Annotated in this window: 20 protein-coding genes; 3 read left to right on the top strand and 17 right to left on the bottom strand. The window is 71.8% G+C overall.

Annotation, left to right across the window (positions count from 1 at the left end; translation table 11 throughout):
* Positions 1 to 377 precede the first annotated feature (377 nt).
* The 15 genes from tyrS to infC all read right to left on the bottom strand — a co-directional run bounded on the left by tyrS (position 378) and on the right by infC (position 16,785).
* A complete protein-coding gene (gene tyrS, locus ACQXVK_RS06990; RefSeq protein WP_430853110.1) occupies positions 378 to 1,691 on the bottom strand; it encodes a tyrosine--tRNA ligase in 1,314 nt (437 codons plus the stop codon).
* Between the two features lie 59 nt (positions 1,692 to 1,750).
* A complete protein-coding gene (locus ACQXVK_RS06985; RefSeq protein ID WP_430853109.1) occupies positions 1,751 to 2,446 on the bottom strand; it encodes a DNA-3-methyladenine glycosylase in 696 nt (231 codons plus the stop codon).
* Entirely contained in the window at positions 2,443 to 3,894 is a 1,452-nt protein-coding gene (gene argH / locus ACQXVK_RS06980) for an argininosuccinate lyase (protein ID WP_430853108.1), read from the bottom strand. Before argH ends, ACQXVK_RS06985 begins: the two co-directional genes overlap by 4 nt.
* 153 nt (positions 3,895 to 4,047) lie before the next feature.
* On the bottom strand, positions 4,048 to 5,244 hold the full coding sequence (locus tag ACQXVK_RS06975) for an argininosuccinate synthase (protein ID WP_430853107.1): 1,197 nt from the start codon (positions 5,242 to 5,244) through the stop codon (positions 4,048 to 4,050).
* Between the two features lie 15 nt (positions 5,245 to 5,259).
* A complete protein-coding gene (gene argF / locus ACQXVK_RS06970; protein WP_430853106.1) occupies positions 5,260 to 6,270 on the bottom strand; it encodes an ornithine carbamoyltransferase in 1,011 nt (336 codons plus the stop codon).
* Positions 6,267 to 7,505 carry an acetylornithine transaminase gene (locus ACQXVK_RS06965; RefSeq protein WP_402267231.1) on the bottom strand — a complete coding sequence of 413 codons (1,239 nt, stop codon included), beginning with the start codon at positions 7,503 to 7,505 and terminating at the stop codon, positions 6,267 to 6,269. The genes argF and ACQXVK_RS06965 overlap by 4 nt, the downstream gene beginning before the upstream one ends.
* Positions 7,502 to 8,542, bottom strand: coding sequence for an acetylglutamate kinase (gene argB, locus ACQXVK_RS06960; RefSeq protein WP_022908511.1), 1,041 nt, complete (start codon positions 8,540 to 8,542; stop codon positions 7,502 to 7,504). Before argB ends, ACQXVK_RS06965 begins: the two co-directional genes overlap by 4 nt.
* A complete protein-coding gene (gene argJ / locus ACQXVK_RS06955; RefSeq protein ID WP_430853105.1) occupies positions 8,542 to 9,744 on the bottom strand; it encodes a bifunctional glutamate N-acetyltransferase/amino-acid acetyltransferase ArgJ in 1,203 nt (400 codons plus the stop codon). The genes argB and argJ overlap by 1 nt, the downstream gene beginning before the upstream one ends.
* Positions 9,741 to 10,838: an N-acetyl-gamma-glutamyl-phosphate reductase gene (locus tag ACQXVK_RS06950; RefSeq protein WP_416394322.1), complete on the bottom strand. Its 1,098-nt coding sequence runs from the start codon at positions 10,836 to 10,838 to the stop codon at positions 9,741 to 9,743. Before ACQXVK_RS06950 ends, argJ begins: the two co-directional genes overlap by 4 nt.
* A 77-nt stretch (positions 10,839 to 10,915) precedes the next feature.
* Entirely contained in the window at positions 10,916 to 13,408 is a 2,493-nt protein-coding gene (gene pheT, locus ACQXVK_RS06945; RefSeq protein ID WP_416394321.1) for a phenylalanine--tRNA ligase subunit beta, read from the bottom strand.
* Complete coding sequence (gene pheS, locus ACQXVK_RS06940; RefSeq protein ID WP_430853104.1) at positions 13,408 to 14,448, bottom strand: phenylalanine--tRNA ligase subunit alpha; 1,041 nt, start codon at positions 14,446 to 14,448, stop codon at positions 13,408 to 13,410. Before pheS ends, pheT begins: the two co-directional genes overlap by 1 nt.
* Positions 14,449 to 14,518: 70 nt before the next feature.
* Positions 14,519 to 15,388, bottom strand: coding sequence for a TrmH family RNA methyltransferase (locus tag ACQXVK_RS06935; protein ID WP_430853103.1), 870 nt, complete (start codon positions 15,386 to 15,388; stop codon positions 14,519 to 14,521).
* Positions 15,389 to 15,454: 66 nt separating this feature from the next.
* Complete coding sequence (gene rplT, locus ACQXVK_RS06930) at positions 15,455 to 15,838, bottom strand: 50S ribosomal protein L20 (protein ID WP_022908516.1); 384 nt, start codon at positions 15,836 to 15,838, stop codon at positions 15,455 to 15,457.
* Positions 15,839 to 15,866: 28 nt separating this feature from the next.
* Positions 15,867 to 16,061, bottom strand: coding sequence for a 50S ribosomal protein L35 (rpmI, locus tag ACQXVK_RS06925; RefSeq protein ID WP_022903519.1), 195 nt, complete (start codon positions 16,059 to 16,061; stop codon positions 15,867 to 15,869).
* 61 nt (positions 16,062 to 16,122) lie between these two features.
* Entirely contained in the window at positions 16,123 to 16,785 is a 663-nt protein-coding gene (infC, locus tag ACQXVK_RS06920; RefSeq protein WP_430853102.1) for a translation initiation factor IF-3, read from the bottom strand.
* Positions 16,786 to 17,069: 284 nt separating this feature from the next.
* On the opposite strand from infC, the gene ACQXVK_RS06915 reads away from it, so the two are divergent.
* On the top strand, positions 17,070 to 17,417 hold the full coding sequence (locus ACQXVK_RS06915) for a DUF1844 domain-containing protein (RefSeq protein WP_402267215.1): 348 nt from the start codon (positions 17,070 to 17,072) through the stop codon (positions 17,415 to 17,417).
* Positions 17,418 to 17,519: 102 nt separating this feature from the next.
* Here the strand turns inward: ACQXVK_RS06915 and ACQXVK_RS06910 are convergent, their stop codons facing one another.
* Positions 17,520 to 18,791 carry a phosphotransferase gene (locus ACQXVK_RS06910; protein ID WP_430853101.1) on the bottom strand — a complete coding sequence of 424 codons (1,272 nt, stop codon included), beginning with the start codon at positions 18,789 to 18,791 and terminating at the stop codon, positions 17,520 to 17,522.
* 89 nt (positions 18,792 to 18,880) lie between these two features.
* Here ACQXVK_RS06910 and ACQXVK_RS06905 point away from each other — a divergent pair, with 89 nt between their 5' ends.
* Together ACQXVK_RS06905 and ACQXVK_RS06900 are read left to right on the top strand one after the other, a co-directional pair.
* Complete coding sequence (locus ACQXVK_RS06905) at positions 18,881 to 19,336, top strand: MaoC/PaaZ C-terminal domain-containing protein (RefSeq protein ID WP_402267209.1); 456 nt, start codon at positions 18,881 to 18,883, stop codon at positions 19,334 to 19,336.
* Positions 19,337 to 19,420: 84 nt separating this feature from the next.
* Positions 19,421 to 21,319 (top strand): glycoside hydrolase family 2 protein, encoded by a 1,899-nt coding sequence (locus ACQXVK_RS06900; RefSeq protein WP_430853100.1) that lies wholly within the window; start codon positions 19,421 to 19,423, stop codon positions 21,317 to 21,319.
* Between the two features lie 142 nt (positions 21,320 to 21,461).
* Here the strand turns inward: ACQXVK_RS06900 and ACQXVK_RS06895 are convergent, their stop codons facing one another.
* Positions 21,462 to 22,310: an alpha/beta fold hydrolase gene (locus ACQXVK_RS06895; protein ID WP_402267203.1), complete on the bottom strand. Its 849-nt coding sequence runs from the start codon at positions 22,308 to 22,310 to the stop codon at positions 21,462 to 21,464.
* Positions 22,311 to 22,406 lie beyond the last annotated feature (96 nt).

The following is a 22,406-nucleotide window of genomic DNA, read 5'->3' as shown; positions in this document are numbered from 1 at the left end:
GAGGTTCCGCCAGAGAGGCATTCGTTCTTGGTAGTCACCGGCCAGGCACGCAGCCTGCGTCGGACCCGGAGGTCCTGTGGCTCATCCCGAGGGAGAGAACCGGTGGAGTAGTCATCCTAGGCGTCGAAGCGATCCAGCGCAAGGCCAGGTCTGAACTTCAGTGGAGGATGGTCCCGCTTGAGGCCGGCAGGCTCTGGGCTCTCGCTCCAGCCGCTCCGCCGCACCTTTGGGGTGACGAGTAAGAACTATACGCAGCTCTGAGCGGGTGCGCCAAGACGCGCCACATCCCGGGCGTGTCGCGTTGTGCAACAACCGGCGCCGAACGCAGCGATGCCCGGCTCCCACCAGGGGAACCGGGCATCGACGGGCCGGGACGATCAGGACAGCGTCACGCCGGCGAGGGTCTTCTTGCCACGACGGAGCACGACCACCCCGCCGGGCAGGGCGAGGCCGGACAGCTGCGCGGTCGCGTCGTCGGCTCGGGCGTTGTTCACGTAGACGCCGCCCTGGTCGATCGCGCGGCGGGCCTCGCCGAGGGACTTCACCAGCTCGGTGTCGACGAGGGCCCGGGCCACGTCGGCGTCACCCGGCAACACCACGGACCCCGGGAGCTCCGCGATCGCCGACCGGAGCGTGCCGGCGTCGAGCGCACCGAGGTCGCCGTTGCCGAACAGGGCCGCCGACGCATCGATCGCCGCCTGCGTCGCCTCGACCCCGTGCACGACGGCCGTGACCTCGAACGCGAGGGTCCGTTGCGCCTCTCGTCGGAAGGGTTCGTCGGCCACGGCCTGCTCGAGCCGCTCGATCTCGGCGCGGGACAGGAACGTGAACTGCCGCAGCCGGGCGACCACGTCGGCGTCCGCCGTGTTGAGCCAGAACTGGTAGAAGGCGTACGGCGACGTCATCTCCGGGTCGAGCCAGATCGCGTTGCCCTCGCTCTTGCCGAACTTCGTGCCGTCGGAGTTCGTGATCAGCGGCGTGCCGAGCGCGTGCACGGTCGCACCCTCGGTCCGTCGGATGAGCTCCGTCCCCGAGGTGAGGTTGCCCCACTGGTCCGACCCACCCGTCTGCAGCGTGCACCCGTACTGCAGGAAGAGTTCGCGGTAGTCCAGCCCCTGCAGGATCTGGTAGCTGAACTCGGTGTAGCTGATGCCCGCGTCGGAGTTCAGACGCGCGGCCACGGCGTCCTTCTTGAGCATGGAGTTCACGCGGAAGTACTTGCCGATGTCCCGCAGGAAGTCGATCGCCGACAGCGGTGCCGTCCAGTCGAGGTTGTTCACCAACCGCACGCCGTTCTCGCCGTCCGGGCTGAGGAACCGTGAGACCTGCCCCTGCAGACGCGTCACCCACTCCCCCACGGTCTCGCGGGTGTTGAGCGTGCGCTCGGCGGTCGGCCGGGGGTCGCCGATCAGGCCGGTGGATCCGCCGACCAGTGCCAGCGGCTTGTGGCCGGCCAGCTGGATCCGACGCATCGTGAGCAGCTGCAGGAGGTTGCCGCAGTGCAGGGAGGCCGCGGTCGGGTCGAAGCCGCAGTAGTACGTGATCGGCTCACCGTCGAGGGCCTCCTCGAGTGCCGTCTCGTCGGTGGAGACGTGCACCAGATCACGCCAGCGCAGTTCGTCCCAGACCGAGGCGAAGGTCGGGTCGTTCTGCTGGCGCGTCAGGACATCGTGAGCGGATTCACTGGACACCCAGCCATTGTAGCGGCGCAGACGGGCCAGGAGGCGCGGGTCGGCCGTGCCGGTGGGGATCAGTCGAGCGCACCCCTGTGCCGCCGGTACGGCGACACCGTCGGGTCGCCGGTGAGCCAGAAGCGCCATGGGAACCGCGCGCCGCCGGCGACGCCGGCGACACCGGTGCGCGGTCCGCGCGAGATCCGTGGGACGGTGCCCGTCCCGGTCGGGCCGGGCACCGTCTCGGACAGGAGCTCCTCGACGACGCGAGCCGGGCCGTCGGAGGCGAGCCGCGCCTCCAGGCCGGGAGCCAACGTGAGCCGGTACGGGCCGGACCCGTCGAGGAGTCCGCTGCCGTCGTCCTCGCCGAGGACCGCACCGAGCGCGCCGCCGAGGTTGCCGGGCCCACGCGCCAGGGCGACGTCCGCGACGGCCGCGCCACGTCGGGCCCGCGCCGTCTCGACCCCGTCGACGACCTGCGCCCCGCGGAGCAGCGTGCCGGAGGACGTGCCGTCCGGACCGCCGACCACGTTCACGCAGGTGTGGATGCCGTACGAACGGTAGGCGTAGAGGGTCCCGGGCGGTCCGAACAGGTGACGGTTCCGCGGGGTCGGACCGCGGTGGCCGTGCGACCCGGGGTCGGTGGGGCCGGCGTAGGCCTCGACCTCGGTGATGCGCAGGGTCACACCCCTGCCCGCGATCGTCGCACCGAGCAGCGCGGGTGCGGAGACCGGTGCCGGCTCGGAGAGCAGCGCGAGCGTGGGGTGGGTCATCGGGTGAAGGGCGCGCCCTCCGCCAGGTCGTGGACGCGCCGGGTGAGCGACGCGAGCTGCTCGGCGACCCGGTCCGGCGCCGTGCCGCCGATCCCCGCACGCGATGCGACCGAGCCCTCGATCGTGAGGACGCCGCGGACCTCGGGGGTGAGGTGCTCGGAGACCGTCCGGTACTCGTCGTCGGTGGGGTCGTCGAGTTCGACGCCCCGCTCCTCGCAGTACCGGACCAGGGCGCCGGAGACCTCGTGCGCGTCGCGGAACGGCACCCCCTGCCGGACCAGCCACTCGGCGACGTCCGTCGCGAGCGAGAAGCCCTGCGGAGCGAGCTCGGCCATCCGGTCGGTGTCGAAGGTCAGGGTCGCGATCATGCCGGTGAAGGCGGGGAGCAGGACCTCGAGGGTGGCGACCGAGTCGAAGACGGGCTCCTTGTCCTCCTGCAGGTCCCGGTTGTAGGCCAGCGGCAGGCCCTTGAGCGTCGCGAGCAGGCCCGTCAGGTTGCCGATGAGCCGACCGGACTTGCCCCGGGCGAGTTCGGCGATGTCCGGGTTCTTCTTCTGCGGCATGATGCTCGACCCGGTCGAGAACGCGTCGTGGAGCCGGACGAACCCGAACTCCTTCGTGTTCCAGAGGATCACCTCCTCCGCCAGGCGGGACACGTCGATGCCGATCTGGGCGAGGACGAACGCGAACTCGGCGACGACGTCGCGTGCCGCCGTCGCGTCGATCGAGTTGTCCGCGGGGCGGGCGAAGCCGAGCTCGTGGGCGATCGCCGACGGGTCGAGTCCCAGCGAGCTGCCGGCGAGGGCACCGGCACCGTAGGGGCTGACGCTCGCGCGGTCCGCCCAGTCCCGGAGTCGCTCGAGGTCGCGGACGAGCGGCCACGCGTGGGCGAGCAGGTGGTGTGCGAGCAGGACCGGCTGTGCGTGCTGCAGGTGCGTCCGGCCCGGCATGATCGCGCCGGGGTGCTCGCTCGCCTGCTGCGAGATCGCGTCCAACAGGTCGATGACGAGGTGGCCGATGCGGCGGCCGTGGTCGAGCATGTGCATCCGGCCGAGCGTGGCGATCTGGTCGTTGCGGCTCCGGCCGGCCCGCAGCTTGCCGCCGAGCTCGGGGCCGAGGTCGGCGATGAGCAGGCGCTCGAGGGCGCCGTGCACGTCCTCGTCGCTGTCGGCCGGCTGCAGGGAGCCGTCGGCGTGCGCGGCCTCGAGGCGGTCGAGTCCGGCGAGCATCCGCTCGAGCTCGTCCGCCGACAGGTACCCGGCGGTGGCGAGGGCCCGGGCGTGGGCCCTCGAACCGGCGATGTCGTAGGGGGCGAGCTGCCAGTCGAAGTGGGTCGATCGGGAGAGGGCGGCGAGCTCGGCGCTCGGGCCGTCGGCGAAGCGGCCACCCCAGAGGGCGCCGGTGTTGGTGGCGTCGGTCTTGGCGGCGGGCTGGTTCGCGTCGGTCATGGTTCTCTCGTCATCCGGTCGAGCGGTGCTGGGGCGGTGGTGCGGGTCGGGGTGCTGGGTGCCGGGTCCGGGTCCGGGGTTCGCGGTCCGGGGTTCGGGTTCGGGGTCGGGGTTCGGGGTGCCGGGTCCGGGGTTCGCGGTCTGGGGTCCGGGTCAGTTCGCGAGGTCGCGTCGGGCGGAGATCTTGCTCGGCAGCGACCAGATGTCGATGAAGCCCTTCGACCGCGACTGGTCGAAGGCGTCGCTCGTCTCGGAGGTCGCGAGCTCGAAGTCGTAGAGGCTCTGACTCGACCGACGACCCGTGACGACCGCACGGCCCGCGTGCAGCCGGAGCCGGACGTCGCCCGAGACGTGCTGCTGGGTGTGGGCGATGAAGGCGTCGAGGCTCCGCTTGAGTCCGCTGAACCACAGTCCGTCGTAGACCAGGTCGGCCCAGTCCGACTCGACGCGTCGCTTGTACCGGTTCACGTCGCGCTCGAGGGTCAGGTTCTCGAGCTCCTCGTGCGCCGTGATCAACGCCACGGCAGCCGGGGCCTCGTAGACCTCGCGCGACTTGATGCCGACGAGGCGGTCCTCGACCACGTCGATGCGGCCGACACCGTGCTTGCCGGCGAGCGCGTTGAGCTCCTGCACGACGCGCAGGACGCTGAAGCGCTGGCCGTCGATGGCGACCGGCACGCCCCGCTCGAAGGTGATCGTCACCTCGTCCGGGTCACGCGGGACGGTCGGGTCCTGCGTGTACGCGTAGAGCTCCTCGACCGGCGCGGTCCACGGGTCGTCGAGGAACCCGGTCTCGACCGCACGACCCCACACGTTCTGGTCGACGGACCACGGCGACCGCTCCGACTGCCCGATCGGCAGACCCCGCTGCCGGGCGTGGGCGAAGGCCTCGTCTCGGGACAGCGCGAGGTCCCGGACGGGCGCGATGCTCGTCAGGTCGGGGGCGATCGCCGCGACCGCGGCCTCGAACCGGACCTGGTCGTTGCCCTTGCCCGTGCACCCGTGGGCGACGCTGTCGGCGCCGAGCTGCTTCGCCGTGAGCGCCAGGTGCTTCGCGATGAGCGGCCGACTCAACGCGGAGACGAGCGGGTAGCGCTTCTGGTACGACGCGTTCGCCTGCAGCGCGGGCGCGAGGTAGTCGTCCGCGAACTCGTCCTTGGCGTCGACGACGATCGACTCGACGGCGCCGCAGTCGAGTGCGCGCTGCCGGATCGCCGCCAGGTCCTCGCCGCCCTGGCCCACGTCCACCGCGAGCGCGACGACGTCCTTGCCGGTGGCCTCACGCAGCCAGCCGATGCCGACGGACGTGTCGAGTCCGCCGGAGTACGCGAGGACGACGCGGTCTGCCACGGTGGTCTCCCTCGGTCAGGCGGTCGCCGGGGCGCTGGTCATCGCGGGGGTACCGGTCGCCGAGGCGCCGGTCGCGGTGGCGCCGGTCGCCGGGGCGCCGGTCGCGTTCGCTGCCAGGAGCCAGGCGAGCAGTGCCTTCTGGGCGTGGAGCCGGTTCTCCGCCTCGTCCCAGATGATGCTGCGCGGACCGTCGATGACCTCGGCCGTGACCTCGAAGCCCCGGTCGGCCGGCAGGCAGTGCATGAAGACGGCGTCGTCGGCGGCGTGCGCCATCATCGCGTCGTCCACGCGGTACCCGTTGAACGTGTCCAGGCGCGCCTGCTTCTCGTCTTCCTTGCCCATCGACACCCAGGTGTCCGTGACGACGACGTCCGCACCGGCGACGGCCGCGACCGGGTCCGTCACGACGAGGACCGACCCGCCGGTCTCGGCAGCGCGGCGCTCGGCATCGGAGACGACATCGGCGGCGGGCGAGAACGTGGACGGCGCAGCGACCCGCACGTGCATGCCGGCGGTGGCGCCGGCGAGCAGGTAGGACTGCGCCATGTTGCTCGCGCCGTCGCCGACGAACGCCACGGTCTGCCCGGCGAGCGTGCCGCGGTGCTCGCGGATGGTCAGCAGGTCGGCGAGCAGCTGACACGGGTGGAAGTCGTCGGACAGGGCGTTGACGACGGGCACGCTCGTGTTCGCCGCCATCTCCTCGAGTCCGGCCTGACCGTAGGTGCGCCACACGATCGCCGAGACCATGCGCTCGAGGACCCGCGCGGTGTCCGTCGGGGTCTCCTTGCCGCCCAGCTGGCTGTTGGCGGTGGAGATGATGAGCGGGCTGCCGCCGAGGTCGGAGATCCCGACGTGGAACGACACCCGCGTCCGCGTCGACGACTTGTCGAAGATCACGGCGACGCTCTGCGGCCCGGCGAGGGGCTTCGCGCCCCAGCGGTCGGCCTTCATCTGTTCGGCGAGGTCGAGGATCGCGGACTGCTCCGCCTGGCTGAGGTCGTCGTCCCGGAGGAAGTGACGGGTCATGCTGAGGTCTCCTGGGTGGTGGTGCCCTGCTCGGCGGCGACTGCGGCGAGGCTCTCGCCGAGGATCGACACGAACTCGTCGATCTCGGCGTCGGACACGATGAGCGGCGGCGCGATGCGCAGGCTCGACTCGTTCGGGGCGTTGATGATCAGACCGCGCTCGAGCGCGGCGGCGTTGACGGCGGCGGCGATCGGCCCGGTGAGTCCGACCCCGATGAGCAGGCCGGATCCGCGGACCTCCTCGACGAGGGGTGACCCGATGCCCTGGATGCCCGCGCGGATGCGCTCCCCCTTCGTCACCGCACCGGACACGAGGTCCGCGCGCTCGATCTCGGCGAGGACGGCGTTCGCCACCCGGGTGCCGAGGGGGTTGCCGCCGAACGTGGAGCCGTGCTGGCCGGCCGAGAACAGGTCGGACGCCCAGCCGAAGGTGACGAGCGCCCCGATCGGGAACCCGCCGGCGATGCCCTTGGCGACCGTGACGGCGTCCGGCTGGAAGCCGTGCCCCTGGTACGTGAACCAGTTGCCGGTGCGGCCGACGCCCGTCTGGATCTCGTCGAGGATCAGCAGCGCGCCGTGCTCCTCCGTCAGGCGGCGGGCGGCGAGGAGGAAGCCCTCGGGCAGGTCGACCACGCCGGCCTCGCCCTTGATCGGCTCGAGGATCAGCGCGGCCACGGTGTCGTCGAGGGCCGCCTCGAGGGCGTCGACGGACGTGTCGATGTGCTCGACACCCGGGACCATCGGCAGGAAGTCTTCTTGCAGGGCGGGCTTGCCGGTGAGCGCGAGCGCACCCATCGTGCGGCCGTGGAAGCCCTGCTTCAGGGCGAGGATGCGGGTCTTCCGACCGTCGGCGCCCTTGTTGAGGCGCGCGAGCTTGAAGGCGGCCTCGTTCGCTTCGGCGCCGGAGTTGCCGAAGTACACCCGGCCGGCGTCCCCGGCACCCGTGATGCGCTTGAGTCGCTCGGCGAGCTCGAGCTGCGGCGGCGTCGCGAAGTAGTTCGAGACGTGCACGAGCTTCGCGGCCTGGTCGCTGATCGCCTCGACCAGCGCGGGGTGCGCGTGGCCGAGCGAATTGACGGCGATGCCGGCGAGGAAGTCGAGGTACTCGTTGCCGTCGACGTCCCAGACGCGGCAGCCCTGGCCACGTTCGAGCATGATCTTCGGCGGGGTCAGGGATCGCATGAGCGACGCCCCGAACCGGTCGTTCCAGGTCTCGGTCTGCGTCTCGGTGCTCACTGCTGCTGTCCCTTCTCGGTCGTGCTGGCCACGTGTTGGCCGGTGCCGCTGTCGGTCGACGGTGCTGCGACGCGTCGGCCGATCTCGGCGTGGGTCATCTGGTTCTCGGTGCGTCGGCTGGGGTCCGGGATCACCTCGGTGCCGGCACCGCGCAGGGTGAAGACCTCGAGCAGGATCGAGTGCGGGATGCGCCCGTCGATGATCGTCGCCCCGCCGACCCCGCCGACCACGGCGTCGAGGCACGCGGTCATCTTGGGGATCATGCCCGACTCGAGCGACGGCAGGAGTGCGCGCAGCTCCTCGACCGCGATGAGGTCGACGATCGAGTCGCGGTCCGGCCAGTTGCGGTAGAGGCCCGGGACGTCGGTGAGCATCATGAGCTTCGACGCCTTGAGGGCGATCGCGAGCGCTCCGGCCGCGGCGTCGGCGTTCACGTTGAGCGCCTGGTCGGGGTGGGCGTCGTCGATCGCGATGCTCGACACCACCGGGATGCGACCGGCCTCGATCGCGGCGAGCACCCCGGACGGGTCCACGTGCGTGATGTCGCCGACGTGTCCGAGGTCGAAGTGCTCGCCGTCGACGACGACGCCCTTCTTCTCGCCGGTGAACAGTGAGCCGCCGTCACCGAACACGCCCACCGCGAGGCCCTCGCCGTGCTCGTTCACCAGGTCGACGATCTCGCGGTTGACCTCGCCCGCGAGCACGTCGCGGACGACCGTGATCGCCTCGGTCGTGGTGACGCGGTACCCGCCGCGGAACTCGGACTCGATGCCCTGTTCCTTGAGGGCGGCGGAGATCTGCGGGCCGCCGCCGTGCACGACGACCGGGTGCAGGCCGGCGTAGCGGAGGTAGACCATGTCCTCGGCGAACGCGCGCTTGAGGTCCCCGTTGATCATCGCGTTGCCGCCGAACTTGACGACGACGATCTTGCCCGAGAACCGCTTCAGCCACGGCAGGGACTCGATGAGCGTCGCGGCCTTGACGGTCGCGAGCTCGTGCTCTTCTTCCTTCGAGAGGAATCCGGTGTCGTCGGCCATCAGCTGGAGTACGCGCTGTTCTCGTGCACGTAGTCGTGCGTGAGGTCGTTCGTCAGGATCGTCGCCGCGTGCGGGCCGACCCCGAGGTCGATCAGCACGTGCGTGTCGCGTGGGGTCAGGTCGACGCGGTCGCTCGGCTCGTCGGGTGCGCCGGCGTGGCAGACGCGCACGCCGTTCATCGAGACGTCGACGGCGTAGGGGTCGAACTCGGCGTCGGTGGTGCCGATCGCCGCGAGCACCCGGCCCCAGTTCGGGTCGTTGCCGAACACCGCGGCCTTGAACAGGTTGTTGCGGGCGACGCTCCGCCCGACCGTGACGGCGTCGTCCTCGGTCGCGGCGTGCACGACCTCGATCGCGATGTCGTGGCTCGCGCCTTCCGCGTCCTGCTGCAGCTGCCGTGCGAGGTTCGCGCAGACGGCGGTCAGGGCCTCTTGGAAGTCACCGACCTCGGGGGTGACGCCGCTCGCTGCCGAGGACATCAGCACGACGGTGTCGTTCGTCGACATGCAGCCGTCGGAGTCGACGCGGTCGAACGTGACCCGCGTGGCCGCGCGGAGCGCCTGGTCGAGGTCGTCGGAGCCGAGGACCGCGTCGGTCGTGATGACGACGAGCATGGTCGCGAGGCCCGGCGCGAGCATGCCGGCGCCCTTGGCCATCCCGCCGACGGTCCAGCCGTCCTCGGAGACGACCGACTGCTTCGGCTTCGTGTCCGTGGTCATGATCGCGGTCGCTGCGTCCGGGCCGCCGTCGGACGACAGGGCCGCACTCGCGAGGTCGACGCCCCGGAGGACGTTGTCGCGGAAGGTCTGGTCGCCGACCCCGATCAGCCCGGTCGAGCAGACGACGACGTCACCCGCGCCGATGCCGAGTGCCGCGCCGACCGCCTCGGCCGTGAGGTGGGTGGTCTGGAAGCCGAAGGGGCCGGTGAAGCAGTTGGCACCGCCGGAGTTGAGGACCACCGCGCGCGCCACACCGTCACCGACGACCTGGCGCGACCAGATGACGGGGTGTGCCTGTGCCCGGTTGCTCGTGAACACCGCGGCGACCGCGGCCGCCGGTCCGTCGTTGACGACGAGGGCGACGTCCGGCGTGCCGCTCGCCTTGAGCCCCGCCGTCACGCCCGCAGCGCGGAACCCCGCTGCCGCGGTGACGCCCTGGAGGCCCGGGTCGCCCTGGGTGGACTGGGTTGCGTCTGCGCTCACGGTGCGACTCCGTCCGTGCTGAGGCCGAGGGTCTCCGGGAAGCCCAGGGCGATGTTCGTGGACTGGACCGCCGCTCCGGCGGTGCCCTTCGCGAGGTTGTCGAGGGCACTGACCGCGACGACGCGGCCTGCGGCCTCGTCGACCGCGATGCCGACCAGGCAGGTGTTGGCACCGATCGTGTCCGCCACCCGGGGGAACTCGCCCTCGGGCAGGAGGTGCACGAAGGGCTCGTCGGCGTAGGCCTGCTCCCACGCGAGGCGGACGTCGCGTGCGCTCACGCCGGGGGCGAGCTTCGCGGTCGTCGTCGCGAGGATGCCACGGGCCATCGGGACGAGCACCGGCGTGAACGAGATCGTGACGTCGGCGGCCCCGGCGACCACGAGGTTCTGCTGGATCTCGGGGACGTGCCGGTGCGTCCCGCCGACCGCGTAGGCACTGGCGGAGCCCATGATCTCGGACGCCAGGTACGTCGTCGCGAGCTTCTTGCCGGCACCGCTCGGACCGACGCTGAGGACGGCGACGAGGTCGTCCGACTCGACCAGGCCGGCCTGGATGCCCGGCTGGATGCCGAGCGTCACCGCGGTCACGTTGCACCCGGGGACGGCGATCCGCTTGGTCCCGACGAGGGCCGCGCGCTGCCGTCCCTGCGTCTCGATGTCGTCGACGTCCCGCCACTCGTCGGCCGACCCGGGCGTCGGTGCCGCGTGCAGCAGCTCCGGCAGGCCGTAGGTCCACGCGCCGTGGTACTCGCCGCCGTAGAACGCTTCCCACGCCGCCGGGTCCGTCAGCCGGTGGTCCGCCCCGCAGTCCACGACCAGGGCGTCCCCACCGAGTTCCTCGGTGATCGCGCCGGACTGCCCGTGCGGCAGCGCGAGGAACACCACGTCGTGTCCGCGCAGGTTCTCCGCCGTCGTCTCGACGAGGGTCAGGTGCGACAGCGAGCGGAGGTGCGGCTGCGTCGCGATGAGCGGCTGTCCGGCGTTCGAGAACGCCGTCACCGTCCTGACGTCGAACTCGGGATGGGCGGAGAGCACGCGCAGGAGCTCACCGCCCGCGTAGCCGGAGGCTCCCGCCACGGCGACGGATACGGACATGGGATTCCACCTTTGGTCGGACTGGTCGTCGAGAGAGTCGGAGGCGGCGGCCCCGGGCGGTGCTGGTCCCGATGGGATCAGTCGCGCAGGGTCGCCCCGAATCGCTCGCCGGCACGTCGGACTGCGCCGTCACGGGCCTCGGTGGCCTCGGCAGCGGTCAGCGTGCGGTCCGTGGCGCGGAAGCGCAGCGCGAACGTCAGGGACTTCTGTCCCTCGTCCACGCCGGAGCCCCGGTAGTCGTCCACGAGCCGAGCATACTCCAACAGGTCTCCGGCACCACCGCGGACAGCGTCCAGCACGTCACCCGCCGGGACGTCGGCACCCACCACGAGGGAGAGGTCCTGCGTCGCCGCCGGGTAGGAGACGATCGGGGCGACCGACACGAGCTCGGGTGCCGCAGCGACGAGGGCGTCGAGGTCGAGCTCGACGACCGCGACCACCCGCGGCAGCACCGCGGCCTCGGTCAGCTCGGGCAGGAGCTCGCCAGCGACGCCGACGACGCGCCCGCCGACGAGGAGCGCCGCCGCGCGACCAGGGTGCAGGGACGGGTGCGTCGTCTGCGCGACCGTGAGGTCCACGCCGACGGCCCAGGCGACCGAGCGGGCGACGTCGAGCGCGTCCGCGATGCCGTACGGCTCGGGCTGCACGCCGGGCTGCTTCACGACCCGGTTGCCGGTGAGCAGCGCGGACACGTGGAACGGCTGCGCGGGCAGCGACGCGTCGAGCGCGGCCAGGGTGTCGCTGTCGGGCAGGGCCGCACCGGCCGGCACCGTGTCGGTCCCGAGCGTCTCGCCCGCGACCGGCAGGAACACCCGCGAGGTCTCGTACAGCGCGACGTCGACGAGCCCCCTGGACACGTTGCGGCGGGCGGCGTCGACGAGCGCCGGGACGCCGCTGCGCCGGAGGAGGCTCTGCTCGCTGTCGAGGGCGTTGGCCAGGACGACGCTCGGGCCGCCCGCGCCGTCGATGCCCGGGTACGCGTCCTGCGTGGCCTGGGACACGAAGGGTGCGGTGACGACCTCGACCAGCCCGTCGGCGGCCAGTGCGGCGGCGACGCGACGCCGTGCCTGCTGGTGCCCGGAGAGCCCGCGGCCGGGCGGTGCGACGGGGAGGACGCTCGGGATCCGGTCGTAGCCGACGATGCGCGCGACCTCTTCGACGAGGGTGGTGTCGTCGGTGAGGTCGGGGCGCCAGGTCGGCGGGGTGACGGCGAGGGTGTCGCCGTCGACGTCGACCGACGCACCGATCGCGCGGAGGGTGTCGACGACCTCGGCGTCGGTGTAGTCGACGCCGACCAGCTCGGACGGACGGGCGATGCGCATCGTGACCGTCGGGCGGGGCTCGGTGTCGACGAGCGTCGAGCCGAGGGCGTCGGCGGTGCCGCCGGCGAGCTCGACGAGCAGGTCGACGGCACGGTTCGCGGCGGCCTCGGCGACGAGCGGGTCGACGCCGCGCTCGAAGCGTCGGGACGCCTCGCTCGGGAGCTTGTGCCGACGCGCCGTCCGGGCGATGGACACCTGGTCGAAGCCCGCCGCCTCGATCAGGACGTCGGTGGTCCGGTCGGAGATCTCGGTCCGGGCGCCACCCATCACGCCGGCGAGGCCGACGGGACCGGCGTCGTCGGTGATGACGAGGTCTTCGGGGTCGAGCGTCCGGTCGACGTGGTCGAGGGTCGTCAGGGTCTCGCCGGCGATCGCACGACGGACGCCGAGCCCACCCTGCAGCGTGGCGAGGTCGTACCCGTGCAGCGGCTGGCCGAGCTCGAACATGACGTAGTTCGTGACGTCGACGGGCAGCGAGATCGACCGGACACCGGCGAGGGCGAGACGCGAGACCATCCACGCCGGGGTCGTCGCGGTCGGGTCGATCCCGCGGACGACGCGGGTGACGAACGTGTGCGCGCCCACCCGGCCCCGGATCGGCGCGGTGTCGTCGATCGTGACGGGGAAGCCCTCGCCCGAGCGGGGCGTGACGCGCTCGACCGGGTCGTGGAAGGTCGCACCGGTCGCGTGGGCGTACTCGCGGGCGACGCCGCGCATGCTCAGCACGTACCCGCGGTCCGGCGTGACGTTGATCTCGACCGCGGCGTCGTCGAGCCCGAGGAGCGCGATGGCGTCGGCGCCGACCTCTGGTTCCATGCCGAGGTCCGCGAAGCGGAGGATGCCGTCGTGCTCGTCACCGAGGCCGAGCTCGCGGGCCGACGCGATCATGCCGTCGGACACGTGCCCGTACGTCTTCCGCGCGGCGATCGGGAACGGCCCGGGCAGGACCGCACCCGGGAGCGTCACGACGACGAGGTCGCCGACGTCGAAGTTGTGCGCGCCGCAGACGATGCCGCGGGGCTCGGGCTCGCCGACGTCCACCTGGCACCAGTTGATCGTCTTGCCGTTCTTCTGCGGCTCGGGCTCACGCTCGAGCACCCGGCCGACGACGATCGGACCCGTGAGGTCGTACGTGTGGACGTCCTCTTCCTCGAAGCCCACCGACACGAGCGCCGCGTGGACGTGTTCGAGGGAGACGTCGTCGGGGAGGTCGACGGACTCGCCGAGCCAACGGAGTGGGACGCGCATCAGACCACCGTTCCGAACTGCTGCGAGAAGCGGATGTCGCCCTCGAGGAAGTCACGCATGTCGTTCAGGCCGTTGCGGAACTGCAGCGTCCGCTCGATGCCCATGCCGAACGCGAAGCCCTGGTACTCGGCCGGGTCGATGCCGGCGGCTCGCAGGACGTTCGGGTTGACCATGCCGCAGCCGCCCCACTCGACCCACCGCGCGCCGCCCTTGGCGTTCGGCTGCCAGACGTCCATCTCGGCGCTGGGCTCGGTGAAGGGGAAGTAGTTCGGACGGAGACGGATCTGCGCCTCGGCCCCGAACATCTGGCGCGCGAAGTGCTCGAGCGTGCCGCGCAGGTGCGCCATGGTCAGGCCCTTGTCGATCGCGATGCCCTCGACCTGGGTGAAGACCGGCAGGTGCGTGGCGTCGAGCTCGTCGGCGCGGTAGACCCGCCCCGGTGCGATGACGTAGAGCGGCAGGTCGCGCGAGAGCAGCGACCGCACCTGCACCGGCGAGGTGTGGGTGCGCATGACGAGATGCCGCTCGACCGGCTCGACGAAGATCGTGTCGGCCATGGCACGGGCGGGGTGGTCCGGGTCGAAGTTCAGCGCGTCGAAGTTGAACCACTCGTGCTCGAGCTCGGCACCCTCCGCCACTTCCCACCCCATGCCGACGAAGATGTCGGCCACGGTCTCGTTGAGGAGCGACAGCGGGTGCCGGGACCCGGGCACCCGGCGGGTCGGGAGCGCCGTGACGTCGACGCGCTCGGCGTCGAGCCGTGCGCGTTCCTCGGCCTCGGCGAGCACGGACTCCTGCTCGGCGACCGCCTGGTTCACCCGGCCACGGGCCTGTCCGACGAGCTTGCCCGCGGCGGCCTTCTGTTCCGGCGGCACGCTGCGCATCGACGCGTTCATCCGCGCCAGCGCGGACTGTTCGCCGGTGTGCTCGGCCCTGGCCTGCTTCAGCTCGGCGACGGTCGTCGTGGCACGGACCGCAGCGAGGGCCCGGTCCACGGCGTCGGCGACGGCCGATTCGCTGATCTCGAGAGGTTCTGACACGAGGCCCAAGCCTACCGGCCCCTGGGATACCGCGGCCCGTCCCGCCGGACGGGTGGATCGACCCGGCGTGTCAGTGGGCTGTGGAGGACCGGGCCGTGCGCTGGGCGAACGCCGACTCGTACAGGCAGACGGACGCCGCGGTCGCGAGGTTCATCGACTCTGCCCGGCCGTAGATCGGCACCTTGACCGCACGGTCGACGAGGGCGAGGTCCTCGCTCGTCAGGCCGCGGGCCTCGTTGCCGAACACCCAGGCGGTCGGGCCGTCGAGCATGCCGTCGGCGCGGACCTCCGGCAGGTCGTCGCCCGAGACGTCGGCGGCGAGGATCGTGTAGCCGAGGCCCCTGGCACGGGACACCGCGTCGGCGAGGGTCACGCCGACCGAGACCGGGACGTGGAAGAGCGATCCCGTGGTCGACCGGACCACCTTCGGGTTGTACGGGTCGACGCTGCGCCCGGTGAGGACCACCGCGTCGGCGCCGGCGGCGTCGGCCGCACGGATGATCGTGCCGGCGTTGCCCGGATCACGCACCTCCTCGAGGATCGCGACGATCCCCGGCAGGCCGCCCCGCGCCTCCTGGCCCGCGTCGTCGTCGGTCTCGACGACCGCACCCGGGTCGGGGAAGACGTCCTTCACCGACGTCGGGAACTGCTGGCACACCGCGACGACGCCCTGCGGCGTCACGGTGTCGGCCATCGCGTCGAGCACCTGCTCCGTGACGAACCAGGTGTCGACGGGCGCGTCGTCGAGGCCGTAGCGCGCGGCGGCCGTCGGGGTCACGTAGAGCTCGCGGAGGAGCTCCGGGCGGTACTCGATGGCCTCGCGCACCGCCTGCGGCCCCTCGAGCAGGAACAGGCCCGTCTCGGCGCGCACGTCCTTCTTCGACAGCGCTGCGACGGCGCGGACACGGCCGGCCTTGGGGTTCTCGAGGAGATCGCTCACGGGACAAGTCTAGGAACGACGAAACCCCCGCCGGACCGGCGGGGGTTTCGGGAGCAGAAGAACTGACTACGCAGCCTTCGGGGCCGAGGTGTCGGCCGGGAGCGCCTTCTTGGCGGTCTCGACGAGCGCCGCGAAGGTCTCGGGGTTGTTCACCGCGAGGTCCGCGAGGATGCGACGGTCGACCTCGACGCCGGCCAGGCCGAGGCCCTGGATGAGGCGGTTGTAGGTCAGGCCGTTCGCACGCGACGCGGCGTTGATGCGCTGGATCCAGAGGCGACGGAACTCGCCCTTCTTCGCGTGACGGTCGCGGTACGCGTAGACGAGGGAGTGGGTGACCTGCTCCTTGGCCTTGCGGTACAGACGCGAACGCTGACCGCGGTAGCCCTCGGCGCGCTCGAGGATGACGCGGCGCTTCTTGGCGGCGTTGACCGCTCTCTTTACTCGTGCCATTGATCTATTCCTTTACGTTCTGCGGGGCTCAGTGGCCGAGGAGCTTCTTGACGTTCTTCGCGTCAGCCTTGGCGAGGACCTGGTCCTCGTTGAGGCGGGCCTTGCGCTTGGCGCTCTTGACCTCGAGGTTGTGACGCATACCGGCCTGCTGCTTCATGATCTTGCCGCTACCGGTGACCTTGAAGCGCTTCTTCGACCCGGAGTGGGTCTTCTGCTTGGGCATGGTGGTGCCTTTCCGTGGGATGGATGGGGGGCCGCGTCGTTGCGGGATCGGTCGGTGGGACCTATTCGGCGGGAGCTTCGGCCTGCTCGGACTCGGGAGCCACGTCCGTGGTCTCCTTGCCCTTCGCAGCGTGCTCCGACGCACGACGCTCGGCCTTCTGAGCAGCGCGCTTGGCGTTCTGCTCGCCCTTGACGTCGGACTTGTTCTTGAGCGGGGCGATGATCATCGTCATGTTGCGGCCGTCCTGGGTCGGACGCGACTCGACGACACCGAACTCGGCGATCTCCTCGGCGAACTTCTGGAGGAGACGGACACCCTGCTCCGGACGCGACTGCTTGCGACCACGGAAGAGGATCATCGCCTTCACCTTGTCGCCACCGAGGAGGAAGCCCTCGGCGCGCTTGCGCTTCGTCTCGTAGTCGTGCACGTCGATCTTCAGGCGGAACCGGACTTCCTTGAGGTCCGTGTTCACCTGGTTGCGACGGGCTTCCTTGGCCTTCTGAGCGGCCTCGTACTTGAACTTGCCGTAGTCCATGATCTTCGCCACGGGCGGCTTCGAGTTCGGCGCGACCTCGACCAGATCCAGCTCGGCTTCCTGCGCGAGGCGCAGTGCGACGGCGATGGGGACAACGCCGACCTGCTCGCCCTGGGGGCCGACGAGTCGGACCTCGGGGACGCGGATACGGTCGTTGGTACGGGGATCGGGAATGCGGAGCTCCTTCAATCAGGTGGTGGCCGTCCGGGGCGTTTGCCCTGGGCGACGGCACGAGAGAGGAGATCTGACGCACGGATCTTCGACCCGTTCGGCAGCCGCCCGACGCCGACCCCTGCGGGACGGCCGACCGGCGCGGACGCCGGTGGAGCGGTGTGGACCCGGTAGCCTGTGGTGCGCGGCCGCGGGTGGGAGAGACTCCTCTTTCGTGACGCTGAGCACGTGTTCGGCCTCGTTCGCACGAGTCCGGGCACGCAGACAGCATCTGCCGCGGAAGAGTCTAGCAGAGGAGCACCGTGACCGACACCCCATCCCCCGAGCCCGGCGAGGCCGCCCGCGACATCGCCGAGGTGCCGGCCGTCGAACTCATCAACACCGTGGCCGTGCACCTCCTCAGCGCCGCGGCCGTGAAGGTCGGCCTCGCGGACGACCCCGAGGAGCAGACCGACCTCGACGAGGCACGGAAGCTCATCACCGCGCTCGCGGGGCTCGTCACCGCCGCCGCGACGGAGATCGGGGACCAGCACGCCCGTCCGCTGCGTGACGGCCTCCGCTCGGTGCAGCTCGCGTTCCGCGAGGCGTCGAGCATCCAGGACGCGCCGGGCGCCGGCCCCGGCGAGAAGTACACCGGCCCCGTCACCTGACGGGCGTCATCCGATGACGGACGGGAGGCGCGGTGCCGGCTGGCACCGCGCCTCCCGTGCGTCGTCCGGTCCCGTCCCGGGCCGCAGCCCTCGGTCGGTCGGTCAGGCCGCGCTGCGCGCGACCAGGCGCGTGACCGCGGCGAGCGGGATGCCGACCCAGTCGGGACGGTTGCGGGTCTCGTAGACGACCTCGTAGACGGCCTTGTCGAGCTCGAACGCGTCGAGCAGTTCGCGGTGTGCCCGCAGGTCCGATCCCGTCCCCCGCTGGTACCCGTCGAGGAACGCCGACCGCGCGTCGTGTGCCCACGCCCCGGCATCGACGGGCTCGGCGTCCTGCGCGAGCGCACCGGCGACGTAGTCGAACGATCGGAGCATGCCGGCGACGTCGCGGAGCGTGACGTCCGGCAGCGAGCGCTCGGTGAGCGGGCGGAGCGGTTCGCCCTCGAAGTCGAGGAAGACCCAGCCGCGGGGCTCCGGGGCGGCGAGCACCTGTCCGAGGTGCAGGTCGCCGTGGATCCGCTGCAGGTCCGGCCACTCGGCGTCGGCTGCCCGGGCGTACACCCCGCGGACGGCGTCGACGTGCTCGGCGATCGCCGGGGCCTCGCGTGCCGCGGCGTCCAGCCGGCCGTGCATCGTGGCGATCGCGGCCGTGCGGCGTGCCTCGTCGGCCGGTTCGGTCGGCAGGACCTCGGCGAGGGTGCGGTGCACCTCGGCGAGCGCGGCACCGAGCCGCTCGGCGTCGGCGGCGAAGGGGGTGCCGTCGCGGGCGTCGCCGAGCGCCACGCGCCAGGCGTCCTGCAGGCCGGGCAGGAACTCCTGCGCGAAAGCGAGGTGCCCGGTCGCGGTGCCGTCGGCACGGCCCGCGTCCGGCCAGGACGCCCGGAGCGCGCCGTGGACGCGCGGGACCCGGGCACTGCCGGCCGCCGAGAGTGCGAGCTGCGTGGTCACGTCCGGGTTGTCGCCGTGGTGCAGCACGCGGAAGACCTTCACGATGACCTCGGCCCCGGAGTCGGTCTCGCAGATCACCGAGGTGTTCGACTGCTCGCCGCTGAGCACCCGGGAACTCCGCACCGAGCCGATCGGGACGAGGCTCTCGTCGTCGGCGTCGATGCGTGCCGCGAGGCCGCGGATCCAGTCCGGGTCGGTGGTCGCGTCGCGGACCGCCCCGGTGTCGTCGGTGCCGACCGGCACCTGGTAGAGGACCGGGCCGGTGGGGACGTCGTCGAGCACGAGCCGGGTCCCGGCGGGCTCGGCGAGGGTGCGGAGCCGGGGGGTCCCGCCCTTCGCGGTGTACCAGCGCTGGTGGGCGATCCAGCCCGCGAGGGTGCGGTCGGTGGGCTCGCCGGGGGCGGGGACGGGTGCCTCGTCGCTCATGGGGCGAACCGTACGCGCCGGGGCCTGAGGGTGGTGCGTCCGGCTCGGCACGCGGCGCCGGCCCACGGCCGGTCTGCGAGGATGACCGGGTGCCGCACTACCTCGAGGACCTCGCCGCCGGACAGACCTTCACGACCCCGGGCCGGACCATCACCGAGGCGGACGTCGTGTCGTTCGCCTCGTGGACGAACGACAACAACCAGGTCCACACCGACGTCGAGTTCGCCGCGAAGACCCGGTACGGCCAGCGGGTGGTGCACGGACTGCTCGGCACCTCGCTCTGCCTCGGGCTGATCGCGCGCACCGGGGTCTTCGAGGGGTCGGCGGTCGCCCTGCTCGGCATCGACCAGTGGCGCTTCACCGCGCCGGTGTTCATCGGGGACACCCTGACGTGCGAGGTGGAGATCCTGTCGACCCGGCTGACGAGTTCGGGGCGGACGGGCATCGTCGAGCGGACCGTCTCGCTCCGGAACCAGCGGGGTGAGCTCGTGCAGCAGGGCCGCATGGACGTCATGGTCCTCACCCGGGACGCCGCGATCGACTGAGCCGCCGGGCCGACCCCGACGGACGCTCCGGCAATCGGCGACGTGCCCTTTACAACGATGTACGGAGCACGCCAGCATGGTGCCATGAGCTCGCTCGACGGCATCGTCGCCGCACCCGCCACCGCTTCCCCCGACGCCCTCCCGCTCGCCACCCGGCAGGACGGCGAGTACCCCCGACCCCAGATGCTCCGCACGCACTGGGCCGACCTCGACGGCACCTGGTCGTTCCGGAACGACGGCGACGACCCCCGGTGGCGGGCGGGCTTCCCGGACGCGCGGGACATCGTCGTCCCGTTCCCACCGGAGTCCGTCGCGTCCGGCATCGACGAGCCGGGCTTCCACCCGGTCGTCTGGTACTCCCGCACCATCGACCGCGCCGACCTGCAGGCAGCCGGCCACGGCGACGCGGCTCCGCGGCTCCTCCTGCACTTCGGCGCCGTGGACCACCGCGCGCGGGTCTTCATCGACGGCCGGTTCGTCGGGGCGCACGAGGGCGGCCACACGCCGTTCTCGTTCGACGTCACGGACGCGCTGACGGCGGGCGGCATCGACGGCCAGGCCGGCGGTGACGGCCAGGCGGGCGCCGACGCCGTGCACACGCTCGTCGTCCGCGCCGAGGACGACCCGCACGACCTCACCCAGCCCCGCGGCAAGCAGGACTGGCACGAGGAGCCGCACGCCATCTGGTACCGCCGCACCACCGGCATCTGGCAGACGGTCTGGCTCGAGGCCGTGCCCACGACGTCGATCGAGTACCTCCGCTGGACGACCGTCGACCATCAGACCCTCCGTCTGACCGTCCGCACCGCCGGACCCCGGGTGGGCGGCGAGCGCCTCCGCGTCGACGCCCGCTGGGAGGAGCAGGACGAGCACCTCGCGACCATCGAGTCGACGCTCGGCGACACCGGGACCGAGTTCGACGTGCTCGTCCCCATCGCGCGGCAGGCGAACGGACAGGCCGAGGACGAACTGCACTGGTCCCCGGAGACGCCGCGGCTCGTCGACGCGACCGTTGCACTGCTCGACCCGGACGGCCGGAGCCTCGACGCCGTCTCGACGTACTTCGGCGTCCGCACCGTCGGGGTCGGCGGCGGCGCGTTCCTGCTGAACGGTCGGAGCTACGACGTCCGGAGCGTCCTCAACCAGGGCTACTGGCCGGACTCGCACATCGCGGCGCCGTCGCGTGCTGCCCTCCGCCGCGAGGTCGAGCTCATCAAGGAGCTCGGCTTCAACGCCGCGCGGAACCACCAGAAGATCGAGGACCCCCGGTTCCTCTACTGGGCGGACCGGCTCGGCATCCTGGTGTGGGGCGAGGCACCCGGCGCCTACGCGTTCTCGCCGCGGGCGGTGCAGCGGCTGATGCGGGAGTGGATGGACGCCGTGGAACGCGACGCCTCACACCCCTCGATCGTCACGTGGGTCCCCGCGAACGAGAGCTGGGGGGTCCAGCACATCGCGACCGACCCGGCGCAGCAGGCCTACGCGCGGGCGTTGGCGGACGTCACCCGGGCGATCGACCCGACCCGCCCGGTGATCTCGAACGACGGCTGGGAGCACGTCGACTCCGACATCACCACGATCCACGACTACGAGGGCGACGGGCATCGGCTCGCCGCGACGTACGCCGACGAGGCCGCTCGGACGGAGCTGTTCTACGGCACGGGGCCGGCGGACCGCCTGGTGCTCGTCGGCGGTGCGGTCGACCGCGGGCAGCCGGTCATGCTCACCGAGTTCGGTGGCGTGAACCACCAGCCGGGCGTCCAGCGCGAGGACGGCTGGGGCTACACGACCGCGGCCGACGGTGACGACTGGATCGCCCGGATCACCGCGTTGTACGACGCGATCCGGGCGAGCTCGTTCCTGGCGGGGTCCTGCTACACGCAGCTGACGGACACGATGCAGGAGACGAACGGCCTGCTGCACGCCGACCGCACCCCGAAGATGCCGATCGAGCAGATCCGACAGGCGGTCACCGGGCGCTGACCGAGCGCAGGAGCCGGGAGGCACGTCCTCGGTGCGCAGCAGTGGTCGGGTCCGTCGAACGGACCCGACCACTGCTGCTCACGAGACGCGGAGATCGGCGCGAGACCCACGCGGCGTCTCGGCGCGGGTCAGGAGGCGAGGGTCAGGAGGCGAGGAACCGCAGCACGGCCTCGTTCCACTCGTCCCGGTGCGACGCCAGGACGCCGTGCGGCCCACCCGCGATGAGGTGGGTCTGCGCGTCCGGGATCGCCGCGGCGGTTCGCTTGCCCGACACCTCGAACGGCACGATGCCGTCGGAGTCGCCGTGGATCACGAGCGTCGGCACGTCGACCTTGGTGAGGTCGTCGCGGAAGTCCGTCGTGGCGAACGCGACCGTGCAGTCGAGCGTGCCCTTCGGCGACGCCAGCTCGGCGATCGCCAGGTCGTAGGCGCGCTGGTCGGCGGAGACGAGCGGCTCGTTCGCGGGCGAGGGCTCCCCCGCCGTGTAGAACAGGTCGACGAACTCGTGCAGGAACGCGGGGCGGTCCCCGGTGATCCCGTTCGAGAACCAGTCGGCGAGGTCCTGGTCGACCCCGCCGTCCGGGTTGTCGTCGGACTTCCACAGGTACGGCGGCACCGCGCTGGCGAACACGAGCTTCTTCACCCGGCCGGTGCCGTAGGTGGACACGTAGCGGGCGAGCTCGCCGCCGCCCATCGAGAACCCGATGAGCGTGACCTCGGTCAACCCGAGCTGGTCGAGCAGCGACTCGAGGTCGGCCGCGAACGTGTCGTAGTCGTACCCGCCCCACGGCTGCGACGACTGGCCGAAGCCACGGCGGTCGTACGCGATGACACGGTGCCCGGCCTCGACGAGAGCAGGGACCTGCCCCTCCCACGAGCGGCCGGACAGCGGCCAGCCGTGGATGAGGACGACCGGGTCGCCCGACCCGAAGTCGTCGTAGTGCAGGTCGATGTCGTGCCCGTTCTCGGCTCCGACGGTGATGAACGGCATGGTGCCTCCTGTGGTTGCGTCTTCCAGGGAACGCGGTCCATGCAACGCCCCGCGCACTGCGCCGACGCTGGTCGTGTACGCCTTGCGGACACCGGG

The organism is Curtobacterium sp. AB451 (genome assembly GCF_050585845.1).
GTDB lineage: Bacteria > Actinomycetota > Actinomycetes > Actinomycetales > Microbacteriaceae > Curtobacterium.
This window is presented reverse-complemented; position numbering and strand designations above follow the sequence as displayed.

Bases quoted from the DNA above. Each gene is read 5' to 3' on its own strand.
- ACQXVK_RS06985 (WP_430853109.1), bottom strand. From the start codon at position 2,446: ATGACCCACCCCACGCTCGCGCTGCTCTCCGAGCCGGCACCGGTCTCC.
- argH (WP_430853108.1), bottom strand. From the start codon at position 3,894: ATGACCGACGCGAACCAGCCCGCCGCCAAGACCGACGCCACCAACACC.
- argF (WP_430853106.1), bottom strand. From the start codon at position 6,270: ATGACCCGTCACTTCCTCCGGGACGACGACCTCAGCCAGGCGGAGCAG.
- argB (WP_022908511.1), bottom strand. From the start codon at position 8,542: ATGGCCGACGACACCGGATTCCTCTCGAAGGAAGAAGAGCACGAGCTC.
- ACQXVK_RS06950 (WP_416394322.1), bottom strand. From the start codon at position 10,838: ATGTCCGTATCCGTCGCCGTGGCGGGAGCCTCCGGCTACGCGGGCGGT.
- pheT (WP_416394321.1), bottom strand. From the start codon at position 13,408: ATGCGCGTCCCACTCCGTTGGCTCGGCGAGTCCGTCGACCTCCCCGAC.
- rplT (WP_022908516.1), bottom strand. From the start codon at position 15,838: ATGGCACGAGTAAAGAGAGCGGTCAACGCCGCCAAGAAGCGCCGCGTC.
- rpmI (WP_022903519.1), bottom strand. From the start codon at position 16,061: ATGCCCAAGCAGAAGACCCACTCCGGGTCGAAGAAGCGCTTCAAGGTC.
- ACQXVK_RS06910 (WP_430853101.1), bottom strand. From the start codon at position 18,791: ATGAGCGACGAGGCACCCGTCCCCGCCCCCGGCGAGCCCACCGACCGC.
- ACQXVK_RS06900 (WP_430853100.1), top strand. From the start codon at position 19,421: ATGAGCTCGCTCGACGGCATCGTCGCCGCACCCGCCACCGCTTCCCCC.
- ACQXVK_RS06895 (WP_402267203.1), bottom strand. From the start codon at position 22,310: ATGCCGTTCATCACCGTCGGAGCCGAGAACGGGCACGACATCGACCTG.